Annotated in this window: 11 protein-coding genes; 3 read left to right on the top strand and 8 right to left on the bottom strand. The window is 38.1% G+C overall.

The features are described 5' to 3' along the window. The first annotated feature begins 14 nt into the window (after positions 1-14). Positions 15-452 carry a GtrA family protein gene (locus FD735_RS04655; RefSeq protein ID WP_139658608.1) on the top strand — a complete coding sequence of 146 codons (438 nt, stop codon included), beginning with the start codon at positions 15-17 and terminating at the stop codon, positions 450-452. A gap of 79 nt (positions 453-531) precedes the next feature. Continuing rightward, the gene (gene mscL, locus FD735_RS04650; protein WP_000910206.1) at positions 532-912 is read left to right on the top strand and encodes a large conductance mechanosensitive channel protein MscL; all 381 of its coding nucleotides are present in this window, start codon (positions 532-534) and stop codon (positions 910-912) included. A gap of 42 nt (positions 913-954) precedes the next feature. Here mscL and hemH read toward each other — a convergent pair whose 3' ends face one another. The 6 genes from hemH to pitA form a co-directional block, all read right to left on the bottom strand. Continuing rightward, positions 955-2,049 (bottom strand): ferrochelatase, encoded by a 1,095-nt coding sequence (gene hemH, locus FD735_RS04645; RefSeq protein ID WP_139658607.1) that lies wholly within the window; start codon positions 2,047-2,049, stop codon positions 955-957. 77 nt (positions 2,050-2,126) lie between these two features. Then, the gene (srtB, locus tag FD735_RS04640) at positions 2,127-2,999 is read right to left on the bottom strand and encodes a class B sortase (protein WP_139658606.1); all 873 of its coding nucleotides are present in this window, start codon (positions 2,997-2,999) and stop codon (positions 2,127-2,129) included. Positions 3,000-3,074: 75 nt separating this feature from the next. Next, positions 3,075-4,076, bottom strand: a complete 1,002-nt coding sequence (gene srtB, locus FD735_RS04635) for a class B sortase (protein ID WP_000695087.1) — start codon at positions 4,074-4,076, stop codon at positions 3,075-3,077. A 16-nt stretch (positions 4,077-4,092) separates the two neighbouring features. Further along, entirely contained in the window at positions 4,093-5,307 is a 1,215-nt protein-coding gene (locus FD735_RS04630) for a Spy0128 family protein (protein WP_176553059.1), read from the bottom strand. A 44-nt stretch (positions 5,308-5,351) separates the two neighbouring features. Then, the gene (sipA, locus tag FD735_RS04625) at positions 5,352-5,903 is read right to left on the bottom strand and encodes a PI-2 pilus system signal peptidase SipA (RefSeq protein ID WP_139658604.1); all 552 of its coding nucleotides are present in this window, start codon (positions 5,901-5,903) and stop codon (positions 5,352-5,354) included. After that, on the bottom strand, positions 5,903-8,488 hold the full coding sequence (gene pitA / locus FD735_RS04620) for a PI-2 pilus tip adhesin PitA (RefSeq protein WP_139658603.1): 2,586 nt from the start codon (positions 8,486-8,488) through the stop codon (positions 5,903-5,905). The genes sipA and pitA overlap by 1 nt, the downstream gene beginning before the upstream one ends. 358 nt (positions 8,489-8,846) lie before the next feature. Here pitA and pepT point away from each other — a divergent pair, with 358 nt between their 5' ends. After that, complete coding sequence (pepT, locus tag FD735_RS04615; protein WP_071850955.1) at positions 8,847-10,070, top strand: peptidase T; 1,224 nt, start codon at positions 8,847-8,849, stop codon at positions 10,068-10,070. Between the two features lie 36 nt (positions 10,071-10,106). On the opposite strand, the gene FD735_RS04610 is transcribed toward pepT, so the two are convergent. Together FD735_RS04610 and FD735_RS04605 are read right to left on the bottom strand one after the other, a co-directional pair. After that, complete coding sequence (locus FD735_RS04610; RefSeq protein WP_125391043.1) at positions 10,107-13,286, bottom strand: pneumococcal-type histidine triad protein; 3,180 nt, start codon at positions 13,284-13,286, stop codon at positions 10,107-10,109. A 7-nt stretch (positions 13,287-13,293) separates the two neighbouring features. Next, entirely contained in the window at positions 13,294-14,211 is a 918-nt protein-coding gene (locus FD735_RS04605) for a metal ABC transporter solute-binding protein, Zn/Mn family (protein WP_125391042.1), read from the bottom strand. Between the last annotated feature and the right edge of the window lie 117 nt (positions 14,212-14,328).

The following is a 14,328-nucleotide window of genomic DNA, read 5'->3' as shown; positions in this document are numbered from 1 at the left end:
GCTATACTAAAATCATGAAAAATCAAATTAAGGATTTTTTTGATAATGAAATCCTCTCCTATCTATTTTTTGGTGGAGCTACTACCTTGGTATCTATTTTATCACGTTTAGCTATCTACCATATCAGCCATCAGGAAATCCTAGCAACTGCCCTCGCTAATATTATCGGTATTCTTTTTGCCTTTCTCACAAATGATACAATCGTCTTTAAACAAGAGAGGAAGAATTGGCCAATGCGACTAGTTAAATTTTTCTTAGCCCGTCTCTCTACTCTTGGTCTGGACCTTCTTTTAACTTATATCTTCGTTACATCTTATCCTGATATTATTGGCCAGTTTGTCGAATTTAATATAGATAGGGTTAATACGATTGAAACTATCCTAGCACAAATTTTGATCATCATTTTAAACTATATTTTCAGTAAAATCTATATTTTTAAAGGGAGCAACTGACCACTTTGAGCGTTCAAGTTGCTTTTTGTCACAATTTAGGATATAATAAATTAGAAAATTAGGAAAGGAATTTATGAAAATGTTAAAGGATCTTAAAGAATTCTTGCTTCGTGGTAATGTCGTTGACCTCGCTGTCGGTGTGATCATTGCCTCTGCATTTGGTGCTATCGTTACTTCATTTGTTAACGATATCATCACTCCACTTCTATTGAACCCAGCTTTGGAAGCTGCGAAAGTACAAAACATCGCTGAGCTTGCATGGAATGGTGTTACATATGGTAAATTCTTGAGTGCTATTATCAACTTTCTCGTTGTAGGTACTGTGCTTTTCTTCGTTATTAAAGCTATGGAAAAAGCGCAAAACCTTCGCAAGAAAGAGGAAGTGGTTGAGGAAGCACCTGCTGCTCCAACTGAACTTGAAGTTCTTCAAGAAATCAAAGCTCTTCTTGAGAAAAAATAAAACAGATAAAGGATTTAGCTTAAAGCTAAATCCTTTTTTTCTTTACTCTTTTGGTAACTTCCCAGCTTTTTCGAGCATTTTCTTAATTAAGTAAGGCATCTTGACATTTTCACGGCCTTTTTTCTCAATGAGTTTTTTGACAAATTCTGGCATCTGAAGGTCGTTTGTCTCCTCCATGATGTCCTTTGTAGTTGCTGAAGGTGCTAACTCATCAAAGGTTTCTTCTTCTGGGAGAAAAGCTTTAAATTCTTTGTGTTCATTGGCTCTTACAGTAGCAACTAAAGCGTCAATTAAACGGCTATCCGTATTGGGCATAGGTGGACGATGGTAGGTGACACCTAATTCTTGACACAACTCATAACATTCCACATCATTATCAAAAAGGACTTCGATGTGCTCACTGATAAAACTAATCGGGACAAAAATATAATGCTCTGGATGTTGCTTTTGTTCTCGTAAATATTCTAAGACATCTGGCTTGATCCAAGGAATTCCAATATCGCTTTCGCTCTGCCAAGTATTGGTATACTGGTCGGCTGTTAGGCCGATTTGTTCAGCAATGAGCTTGCTATTATCGAAAATCTGATCGATATAAGGATCTCCATAATCCAAGGCTAAAATGGGAACACTGTGAGCTGAAAAGATTACCTTGAAAGATTCTTCTCCCACATGGTTTCGTAAAATTTTTCTAATCTCATCTGTCCAGAAGTCCAGCAAAGGCTGTTGCTGATACCAGTCCTTAATAACTAAAAATCGGATCTGCTGGCTTTCCAAAAACTTTTCATACCCCATGACTGAGTAAAAAGAATAATGAGGTTCCAAAATCAAACAAATACATTCTTCAATACCATCAGACTCCATCTGCTTGATCACATCTGGGATAAAGGGACGGGAAAACTTATTGGCAAAGTAGATACCGTACTCCTCCCCTAAGCTTTCTCTTACTAAAGCAACTTCTTCCCTTGTAATCTGTTGCAAGGGCGTCCCACCGATAAGGACGTAGTTGTCATAGAGGGTCTGAATCTCGTGGTCTTGAGGTCTAACACCACGACGAATATTTGTAAAAAATTCTGCTACTCCTTCAAAACTAATCTCCTCTGGAGATCCAAAGGTCATCATTAATATAGCTTTTTTCATGTTATCATCCTTATGATATTATTTTCACTATCTATTCTATCATGAAAGAAAAAAATAGTAAACGCTTCCGACGTCTACTATTTCTTTTGTTCTTTTGTCTTTCTATCTCGCCTTATGATTAGGATGATAACGACAAGGAGTAAAATAACGATAATCAGGAGAAGAAAGGCAAGGATATAAATCCAATGCGTTGGAATCCCTTGATCGAAATACCGTGTTCCTACTGCTTCCCCACTTTTATCCTGGGCTGCTTTTACTGGTGCATCCGTTATTTTAGCTAAGAGGATATGTCTTCCGTTGGTAATATTAAGGAAACAGGTGCTTAACAAAACAATCTTGTCCGTTGAGGTCAAGGAGACATCTCGCTTGTACTTGGCTTTACTTAGCAGATATTGATAGTAGGCCTGGTGTTCCTCATCGTTGGAACTCAAAGTTCGGTAAATCTCCGTGTCATAGGCATCCACTTCTAAAATCCCAAAAATCTCCAGACCACGTTCTCGACCATTGTAGTAGATAGAGCCATAGCGATGCTTTTCAAAAAAATCTTGATCCGCAAATTTTTGGATCTCCCCAAACATAGCTCCAGAAGCCATGGAGTGACCATAGATGATGGTGTTAAAGTCAGTAAAGTTGGGATTGAAACGATAGTCTAGGAATATAGAACCTGACACAGTATAATCACCAAAGGCATTTCGGTCAAGGTATTTGACATTGTCCTGACTCTGCAAGAGGGGATAGTCTACCTTGGTCCCATCGAGGCTAATCCAACCACAAACATCCTTGTTGAGATGCTGCAAGGTTTCAAAGCCCGTACTGCTGGCATCCTTTTCAATGGGATTATAATGATCGTAGTCGCTCGCAAGAGCTCTATCAGCTGTAAAAAGGCAGAAAAAAGCTAGAAAGAGGGAGAGAATGACCTTTATAATTTTGCGACTCGTATTTGTTTTCATATTTCCTTCTTTCTCCTTTCTAGCCTTGAAAATAAAAGAGCAAGAGAGGCTGTCCCTTTCTCTTTTATTGGTAGTTTAGTCAGTAATGGTATCTGCTCCTTCTTCCTTTGCTTCTCTTCTACGACGCAAGATCAAGTAGAGGATGATGAGCAAGAAGATCAATAGCAAGAGCAAGATAAACAAGATGATGTACCATATCCACAAAGGAATCGATGAGAGAAATCGTCCGAGCGACGAATCATCAAAGACACTGTATGGGAATGGTTTTGATTTTTTCGTATGGAAGGTGTTCTTTGGAACCGTATCCGTAATCTTGGCAACTACGATATGTCTCCCATTTGTTACGTCTAGGAAACAGGTACTGAGAAGGATGATATGGTCATTTGGCCCCAGTGTAATGTCTCGTTTGTGAATGGCAACCGAGAGTAAGTGATCGATATATTCTTGGCGCCGATCATCCCCATTAATACCTGGATCGTAGATGTTAAAGTCATAGGCGTCCACCTCGAGCATTTCAAAGATTTCAAGACCTTTTTCAACGCCATTATAGTAAATACTGCCGTAGCGATGCTGGTCAAAAAATTCCTTATCAGAAAACTTTGCTACATCTCCAAACATAACCCCATTTTCTACATGGTGACCGTAGATGATGGTATTAAAGTCTTCGAACTTGGATTCATTTCGAGCCTCAAGGAAAATAGCCCCTGTAGCTGCAAATTCTCCCTTGGAATCCTTGTTCAGGTATTTTTCATTGTCTTTGGCTTGGACTAAGGGATAGTCGATATTGGTGCCATAGACATTGATCCAACCGAGAACCTCTGGATTGACTTGCTGTAGCTTGTGAAAGCCAGAAAAACTAGCAAGCTCATCCTTCTCACTGGTACTAACAGGTCTATAAGCCTCATACTCACTTGATGAAGCCTGAGAATAAACCTGATTGGCATCCCAAAGGGCGTAGAAACCAAAGAGAAAGACTAAGGCAGCCAAGAGGAGCAGGATATGATTCATCAATGCATCTACAGCAAGGACCAGACGCCTAGACAAACTCCTTTTTGGTTTCTCACGCTTGATTTTCATAATTCAAACCAGTTGCCTAAGCTTGTCTGCGTTTTTTAGACAAAACAACAAATCCAGCCAAACCAAGACCAATCATCAAGATGAAAGGAAGGTTATCAATCAAGAGACCAGTAGGGGTAACGTCTGGTAAGCTATTTGTGATAGTGTTATCGTTTGGTTTTTCACCAATAAGGATGTTTTCTTGTGTAAAATCTTGTGATTTTGTTCCATTCTGTGTTCTAATTAAACCATTTGATTTGAGTTCTGATGATGCAGTATATCCCTGAGAACTAACTTCAACTAATTTATATTTTGTACCAGCTGGAATTTTTTTAAATACAAGAGTTTGATTATGTCTTAAAGTAATTGTAGTTTCTCTATCATATTCAAAAGTTTTGGAAACTCCATCAATACTACCATTAATTGAACTTGCTTCTTCAGTCGACGCTTTTTTAAAAGTAAGTTTGAAAGTGAAATTTTTAGTCTTATCAGCACTTGATCCTGACACAACTTTTTTAATAACTAATGAATTTGCTGTTGGATCTATGTTAGCTTGATCTGGATTATTTGGTTTTGGATCATTGGGGTCCGTAATTTTTCCAGCATCTTTTCGATAGATGTTACTAAATAAATCATATTTATATGTTTCAGAGCCTGTAGAAGGTTTTACTTTTGCGCCATTAGTATTACTGGTTTCTTTAAAATACACAGATGAAATGTAAGTCCCATTCTCACGACTCTTATTCTTTACAATAACGTGCATGTCGTATGTACGCGTATCATAAGTCATATAATCAATAGGGGTACCATTTTTGGAAATCGCATGCCAACCATCATTCTTTTCTGCAACTCTATAAACATATTCACCAGCATGATTATATCTAACAGAATAAAAAATATTAGTTGTGTCTTTTTTTATACTATCTTCATTCGGTTTCAAGACATCTGACGAACGAAAAGTTACACTCTGATCTGGAATATTCGTTCCAGTTTCATATGGTGCCCCATTAGATGATGTTCCAGTTTGAGGTGTGAATGTAAATGTAAAAGTTGCATTAGGTGTAGTAATTCCTTCGGCAATTTTTAAAGTTTTATTTATAGCAACTTTAGCATCACTTTCTCCTGTTGCTCTAGCTGTTGCGAGATTATCATCATTTGTATCCGCAAATGTTGGCACTCCTCTAAAGACCGACAAGGCGGTTACAGCTGCAATACTTGCAGTAACTAATTTTTTCAAAAATGTTTTTTTCATGATTATTCCTTTTATTTTTAAATTTCTTTTTTCATAAATTATCATCAAAAGCCCCGTCGCCTTAGGACTGTTACCACCTTGCCATGGGTATCCTGTATAGGAATGGTTCCAAAAGCACGACTATCTACAGCCGTTGTTCGATTGTCTCCGAGGACAAAGAGTTGTCCTGCTGGAACTTTCATTGGGAAGGTAGCCCCTTCCTTATAGAGCAGCGTTTCTTTGTAGATATCCTGCTCTTGTTGAGGAGAACCATTGATGATGAGACCATTTTCGTTTATATCGATCGTACTTCCTTCGGTTGCTATGACACGCGCCACTCTTTCCTTGCCCTTATAACTATAGACGAGCAGATCACCAATCGAATAACGTTTATCCAACCTATAGTAGACAACCAAGTCGCCATCTTTTAAGGCTGGCTTCATGCCATCGTCATTGTATCTCAATAGTCCAAAGACAAAAAAGTAAAGGGTGGCCAGTACAAACCCAACCATCAGAAGCTTACTGACTAAGTAGAGGATATCTCCCCATACACTCGGCGGAGACTTATCCCAATTGACTTGTGTTACTGTTTTCTTATGTTTCTTTTTAAGTAGCATTATTTTCTCCTATGTACCACTAGATATCCGAGTAGGATTGTAAAGAAGATTCCTCCTAGAGGAAGGATTATTCCTAACATGAGTGTACTGCTGAGGAAGTCAACTCCGGTTTCAGGTACACTATTCTTATTATTCGTGACTGTCGCGGACTTATCCCCATCCAGCTTGCCTTCTTGATTTTCATAAGAAACCTGATATCCACGCGAAGAGTTTGATTCCTCTTCTACGGTATAGTGACTATCGAGTGGAAGTCCATCAATTTTTATGGTTTGGTCTTTGTTGAGATCAATAGACGCTCGACCATTCGTGAATTGCAGAGAGGTTCTTTTATTATTCACCGTTGCATTATAGGTTCCATTCAATGGGCTATTCTGAGCATCCCTGATGTTAATGGTAATCTTGAAGGATTTTAATAGATTGGCAAATACGCCTGTAACTTTTTTTGTGACTGATAAACTTGGAAGCTTGTGATTTGTGACAATACTGCTTTCGTCTTTATTCAGATCACCCTCTTGATTCTCATATGTAACGTGGTAACCATTCGTTGATGCCGCTTCTTCTTCAACCTTGTAATGTGTTCCATACGGAAGATATTTTAGAGATTTTTCGGCATTATGTGTTAATGGTATTTGTGCACGTCCATTAGTAACTTTGATATCACCAAAAGTACCATTTATAGGATTTCGTTCTTTATCAGTTAGCTCGATGTTAATATTAAAACTCTTATTCGATGTATCTTCAGGGACTAATATCTTTCTTATCGTCAAACTAGGTAATTGACGATAAAATACTTTAAAGGTTGGCGATTGGTCCGTTCCTTCTTTTTTTACTTCCTTAGTAAAACCGGGAACATCAGGAGCTATAAGATCATATTGATAACCCTTAGCTACTTTTTCAAAATGGGAAGTTTCACTTAGTTCACCTGCTTTTACTCCAACACTAGTTTTCCTATATTCATTCTTGTCAGTTCCGCCACTCTTGCTCTTTTGAATTAATTTAAAATCTAAAGCCTTAGGTTGATTAGCTGTTACTGTGCTACTTCCATTAACACCTTCCCACTTAACTTCCACTGGAACCGTTAATGGATCTGAAGGCTTGAAGGTTGGTTTGTCAGAGTAATCTTTGATCTTGGTTTGAGAGGTGCCTATTCCATAAGAATATGTGACACTAGCTCCTTTATTGGAGTAGAGTTTATTAACATCGGATCCCTCAGCATCCCCAGCCTCTAATTTTTTATCACCAGCGATAGCATCTAGAGCTTCTTGACTAGATGCAACTTTAAATTTTAGTACATATCTAGCGCCATCTTCCAAGGAATAATTAGGAGAAAAATTAGCCGTAACCTCCACTAATCCTTCTGAGCTTGTCTTGGTTTCAAAAGTTACTTGCTCGTTGCTTAATGTTTCACTGCTACCATCTTTCTCTTTAACGACACGAAAATCTGAAGATCCATTAGGTAATAACTGAACATACTTAGAAAGAACATCCTTGATGGTCACATGGTGGACCCCCAGAGGTAAAATCTTATCTGTGATATCTTTAAAACTGTCTCGTAACTGGTCTTCATTATTTGCGGATAGGATTTCATTAGGAATAGAAGAATTGTGGTACCTGATATAATACTGCAAACTGGTAATACTATCGACATTATTTGAATAACGAAACTTAATAGAGTAAAAGCCAGCTAGTTTTGGAGCGAGACTATAGGCGAGATTATTGATAGATACATCTAAATTATTCCAGAACCAATCTGGTGCCGTTTCTGATCCATCTTGATTATTATAGTTATAAACTGTATAACCACTGTCGTTGTAATACATATTGGCAAAACCATCTGATAGAACAATAACAACCTTCTTGGCATTTGGTCTTGCACTATCTATCAATTGATTAGCAATACGAATACCCGCGCTAATATTGGTTCCTGTACCGATTCCTGATTCAGTCCCTATTGATTGACCACCAGCAATTCTCATATTACTGACTGCAGTCTTTGAACCACTAGCATCGTTATTCCAATTTAAAATTGTTTCCGCATCATCCCATGGGGATACACCATCATAAAATGCTGTTCTCTCTTCATACGGCCAATACCGATACCCCCACTCCCATTTTCGGTAGTAGGAATTCCATGCTTGTTCCGCAAACTTATTATCAATCTTTCCACCAAAACCTACCATGGATAACCGATTATTTGAATTGGATAAAATCGTATCAATTAATCCCTGACGATTTCGAGTTCCTTTAAGGGTATTTTTTAAAGCATCCAATCTTGTAATTGTTCGGCCAATAGAAGAAGGAACATCTCTCTTGTTCATACTTCCTGAGAGGTCTGCTACTAAAACAACATCCAAGGGATCCGTTTGAGTCTCCGTTCCCAGTTTGGATGTGATATCCAATGACAACTCATACTTGTCATCCTGTCCTGATATCGGAGTAATTGTCTTGTGAAGAGTTGTCTGAGGTTCTGTAGTAGAATCTGCATTTAACAGACTTATAGGAGCACACAAAAAGAGAATAGCTAACAGTATAACTAAACGGCTCTCAATAATTTGAACTTTCTTAAAATCGAAGCGAATGTTCATTTTATTCTCCTTAATTATTTTGCTTTTAAATCTATTGTTATATCAATCTAAACATTTGCAAGACAATTGTACAATAAAGTTCACGCAGTGTCAATTAATATGATTAATTTTATATTATGTTAATTAATAAAAGAGTATGATTCTTCTTTGTCTTTCAAACTATTCTATGGTAAAATGAAAAAAGAATAAAAAAATCTCATAAAATATCAATGCATATATTTTATTCTAGAATATCCAAAATTTCATTTAAAAGTCTATTGAATTTGAATTATTATATTTTTTCAAAATTCATGAAATTTTCAGAATAAGGTTTTTTCCGAAGTTTGCATTCTATTTTATGATTGTTAAAGGAGTTTTTATGACTTATCCGAACCTTTTAGATCGTTTCTTGACCTACGTTAAGGTCAATACGCGTTCTGATGAACACTCTACTACTACTCCAAGTACGCAAAGCCAGGTAGATTTTGCGACCAATGTTCTTATTCCTGAAATGAAACGTGTCGGTCTGCAAAACGTCTACTACCTTCCAAATGGTTTTGCTATTGGAACCTTACCAGCTAATGATCCAAGCTTGACACGCAAGATTGGCTTCATCTCCCACATGGATACAGCTGATTTTAATGCTGAGGGAGTTAATCCGCAAGTCATTGAAAATTACGATGGTGGAGTTATCGACTTGGGTGATTCTGGATTTAAACTCGATCCTGCTGATTTCAAGAGCCTTGAGAAATATCCAGGCCAAACGCTTATCACAACTGATGGCACGACCTTGCTGGGTGCTGATGACAAGTCAGGGATTGCTGAAATTATGACTGCTATTGAATATCTGACTGCTCATCCCGAAATCAAACACTGTGAGATTCGAGTTGGTTTTGGACCAGATGAAGAAATCGGTGTTGGAGCTAACAAATTTGATGCTGAAGACTTTAACGTTGACTTTGCTTATACTGTTGATGGTGGTCCGCTAGGTGAGCTTCAGTATGAAACTTTCTCAGCAGCTGGTGCTGAATTGCATTTCCAAGGGCGCAATGTTCACCCTGGTACTGCTAAAGGACAGATGGTCAATGCCCTTCAGCTAGCGATTGATTTTCATAATCAACTTCCAGAGAATGACCGACCTGAATTGACAGATGGTTATCAAGGTTTCTATCATCTTATGGATGTGACAGGTAGTGTCGAGGAGGCGCGTGCAAGCTACATCATCCGTGACTTTGAAAAAGATGCCTTTGAAGCTCGTAAAGCAGCTATGCAAGCCATCGCTGACAAGATGAATCAAGAGCTTGGGAATAATCGCGTGACCTTAACTCTGACAGACCAGTACTACAATATGAAGGAAGTCATTGAGAAAGACATGACTCCTGTTACCATTGCCAAAGCCGTAATGGAGGATCTGGGAATCACGCCAATTATCGAACCAATTCGTGGTGGAACAGATGGGTCTAAGATTTCCTTTATGGGGATCCCAACTCCTAATATCTTTGCTGGTGGTGAAAACATGCATGGACGTTTTGAATACGTCAGCCTTCAGACTATGGAGCGTGCGGTGGATACCATCATTGGCATTGTATCTTATAAAGACTAAAAAAGACGAGGTAGCTTAGCTACTTCGCCTTTCTTTTTATTCTACTGTTTTTTCTTGATTTTCAGTGCTTGTTGTAGATTCTGTTGTTTCCTTTTCTGAAGTTGATTCAGATGGTTTAGAATCTGTTGCATTACTCGGTTTGTTTTCGTCGCTGGCAGTTTCGCTGTTAGATTCTGCAGTTGCTGATGTTTCAGTTTCAGTACTTGTCTTACCACTATTTGCTTCAGCATTTCTTGCTGGGGTTGCTTCTTCACCGACGCTTGATTTTGACTTGATTTCTTGATTTAATACCAGAATAGCTTTTGTCAATTCAAGTAAAGCGGCTTTATCTTTACTCTTAGCAGATAGCTGATCTAGTAGAGCATCAACCTTATCAAAGTCTGCATCAGAACCCTTATTATTTTCTAAATATGAGTGAAGCGACATGAGAATATCGTAGAGTTTTTGATAGAGAACAAGTGTCTGAGGATCTTGCTCTGCATTTTCCTTCTCTTGTTTAAGGGCGCTAGCGATACGAGCCAAGACGTCTTTCACCTGACTATTTACTTCATCCAAGTCTGCATCAGCCTTGTTTGTGGCAGCTTTGAGATTTTCTACTTCTTCTGCCAAGGATTGTTTGATGCCTTCTTCTTGGATTTGTTCCAAGAGTTGATTTGCCTTGCTCAGGAGACTCTCTACTTGTTCCTTGCTAACATGGTTGACATGTTCCTCAGGCATAAAGTCTCCATACAATTCTTTCAAGAAGCCATAAATAGCTGTTTTGGCACTTTGATTATCGACTTTTTCAGTATCTAGAACTGTTTGCGTTGATTTTGCAGTAGTTGGTTGAGCTTTCAAAGCTTCTTCCACTTCTTGTTTTGCCTGATAGATGCTTGGGAATAATTTGTTCAATTCTGCTGCCTTAAGGAAGGATTGAGATTGATACAAGGTCCAAGTCAACTGAGCTACTTTATTTCGCAGTTCATCACTCAAACGACCATCATTTACGTGTTCGTAGAAATACTTGATGTATTCTACAGTTGTAACACCTGTTCGATCATTAAAGTCTTGTAAGGCTTGAAGTTGTGATTCAACCGCTGCTAAACCAGCCTCATCTTTAGCTAATTTAGCTTCTTGAAGTTGAACGAGAAGCTCTTTCTTAGGAAGACCATAAGAGTCTGTATCTAGTGTATTGATTTTATCAATCAAGGCCTGATATTTCTTATCTAGAGCGCTTGTTTCAACAGGTTTGATACTTTCATCAATATGGATATATTGCTTATCAAAAAGATCAAGTGTTGCAAGATAACCTGCCGTAGAGTTGGTTGCTAGTTTCTTCATATTTTCAGTAAACTGACCTAAAGCTAATTCAATCTGTCTTTGTGCGATAGGCTTGTCTTTGTAAATATTTCTGCTATATTCTAAAAGTTGATCCACTTTAGATAGAACAGTTTGTTCATCAAAAGCCCCAGGTTGATAGGTCGATTGTAGGGCCGGAATCTTATTTTTCAAAGCTACTTCATAGCCCTTGGTTTGAACCTTGATGTAGTGATTGTGGTCTCCGTGAGGAATTACAAAACTACCATTTTCTACTTGCAAACTATAAGGAGATACCCCATCACGTAGTGCAGTCGTATAAAGTTCATTTAGGAAATCCAGTTCTGGATTTCCAGTTTGGAGAGGAATACGAACATGTTCTTTTCGAACGGCATAGGGATGGATATGGGTTGGATCATAAGCTTGATCCGGATTTCCAAAGACAAAGAATCCATTTGAAATGCGAATGGCTTCTAGCGGTACACCGTAGGTCTTAGCAATATACTCCATTTTTTCTTTGTCACTGGCCTCTCTAGAAAATGCTTCTACATCTTTTGCAAGAGGTTTAACAGACTCAGTTTTATGACTGTTTAAATGTTCTTGAGCAGCTTTAATCTGATCTTTTGTTAAATCTTTTTTAAAGAAATAGTGGTTGTGATCTCCATGAGAAACGACAAATCCTTTATCATCTTCACTTATCACTCGATCTGCTGCAAAGCCATGATCGTGTTCTTCCTCATGATGGTTTCCATGGTTATCATGATGGTGTTCTTCTGGTTTACTAATGTGGTTATCAGGGCTAGTTTCTGAATGTTTATTTCCGTACAAGTGATCTTGTGCTGCCTTGATTTGCTCAGGTGTCAAATCTTTCTTAAAGAAGTAATGATTGTGATCACCATGACTCATGACAAAACCTTCTGAATCTTCACTTATAATTCTATTTGCATCAAAACCATGATCGTGTTCCTCTTCTTCATGGTGAACATGTGGTAACGGATTATTTGGTGTAGAATTAGAAGGACTTTCTAAGCTTGGAGTGTTAGATTGTGCTTGATGATTGTTAAGAGATGATTTAGGGATATAGTGATAGTGGTCCCCATGTCGTACGATATAAGCATCGCCAGTATCTCTGACAATATCATTAGGGTTAAAGACATAACCATCATCTGCTGCAGAAACACCATTATTCGGTGTCAGTGACAAGGGTTGACTGAGAGCTGAACTATTGCCAGATAAATAAGCCTTTGCGGCAGCTAATTCACCCGCTGACAGATCACTCTTAGGAATATAATGGAAGTGTCCTCCGTGGGGAACGATATAAGCATCTCCTGTATCTTCAATGATATCAGAAGCGTTAAAAACATAACCGTCATCAGTTGTATAACGTCCTTGAGCTCTAGCTGCCACAACTTCCTTAGAATCATTTTTTTGGTCAGATGTATGCCCTTGTTTTTGTTTTTCAATTTGTTCTTTGGTACGAATATTTTCAGCTTGACTAGCATTTTTTAGGTAGACATAATACTTACCATCAACCTTGATAATGTAGCCACCTTTGATTTCGTTGACAATATCAGCGTCTTTCAGTTGATAATTGGCATCTTTCATCAACAGTTCTTCGCTGAAAATCGCGTCAAAAGGAACTTTACCATTGTAATAATGGAAATGATCACCGTGTGAAGTCACATAACCTTGATCGGTAATTTTCACAACAATTTGTTCAGCCTGAATGTCTTCTTTTTTGCTAACTTGATCTGGTGTCTGATTCTCTGTTTTTTTAGTGTCTTGCTTCCCATCGACATAAGACACACGGTTATTATCTTTATTTCCTTCTACCTGGTGTTGGTTCAATGCATAGATGCAAAGGCTTAGGGAAAGGACAAGAGCCGATCCTGCTACAATATATTTCTTCTTCATTTTCATCATCTCCTCATTTTAATTCTTCTGCAAGAACATTCATATTTTCTTCTAGATTTTCTAAGTAAGTTTTGTCATTTTCAGGATCTGCTTCTAAAGGATTGAGTGTCTTTAGGCTAACTCCTGTTGATTTGACCAAGGTCTCAGCGACTTTAGAAGAAGCATTGCTCTCAGTAAAGATGGTTTTAACCTTATAGGTTTTAACGAATTCTTGGATTTCTGTCAACTGTCTCGGACTTGGCTCTTGTTCAGGGGAAATCCCTGCTATACCAAGTTGTTTCAAACCAAAGCGTTTAGCGAGATAAGAAAAGGCTGTGTGTTGTGTAACAAAGGTCTTTTGACTCGCTTTTTCAAAAATAGGCTGGTACTTCTTAGTCAATTCTTGGGCTTTAGCGATAAAGTTTTTAGCATTCTTTTGATACGTTTCCTTATTAGCACTATCAATCTCCGAAAGTTTGTCAGCGATAATCTGAGCTTCTTCACCTGCTTTTTCTGGATCTAACCAAGTGTGAGGGTCGTAGAGTGTTTTTTCATCGATGCCGTCACCAGCTTCAACATCTTCCAAACCTGGTACACGCTCCAAAGTCATTCCTTCAGAAGCTTCTAAAACCTTAACTTTTGAGTTTTTCAAGTTAGGATCCAGACTTCCAGCCCAAGATTCGAGCGTATGAGAATGGTAGACAAAGACATCCGCGTCATAGATAGCAGCAATGTCATTTGCTGACGGTTCAAAGGAGTGAATCCCACTACTTGACTGAATCATCCGTACGTCATTCAAGTCACCTGATACCTCTTTGACCATGGCATAGATTGGGTAAAAACTTGTTACAATCTTCATCCCTTTTGCTTCTTGTTTTTCTTTTTGACTACATGCTCCTAAGACAAGAGCCAATAAACTGGCCATCAATAATAGGATCGTTCTTTTTTTCATCATTACTCCTTAACTAGTATTTAACCATTTAATTAACTAGTAAATAGTTTATCTTTATTTACACTATATGTCAAGTTATTTTGCACATTTTCATAAAAAAAATGAGAACTAGAACTC

Origin of the sequence: Streptococcus sp. 1643 (assembly GCF_006228325.1) — a bacterium.
Lineage (GTDB): Bacteria > Bacillota > Bacilli > Lactobacillales > Streptococcaceae > Streptococcus.
The sequence above is the reverse complement of the archived record's forward strand: the minus strand, read 5'-3'. Positions and strand labels throughout refer to the sequence as shown.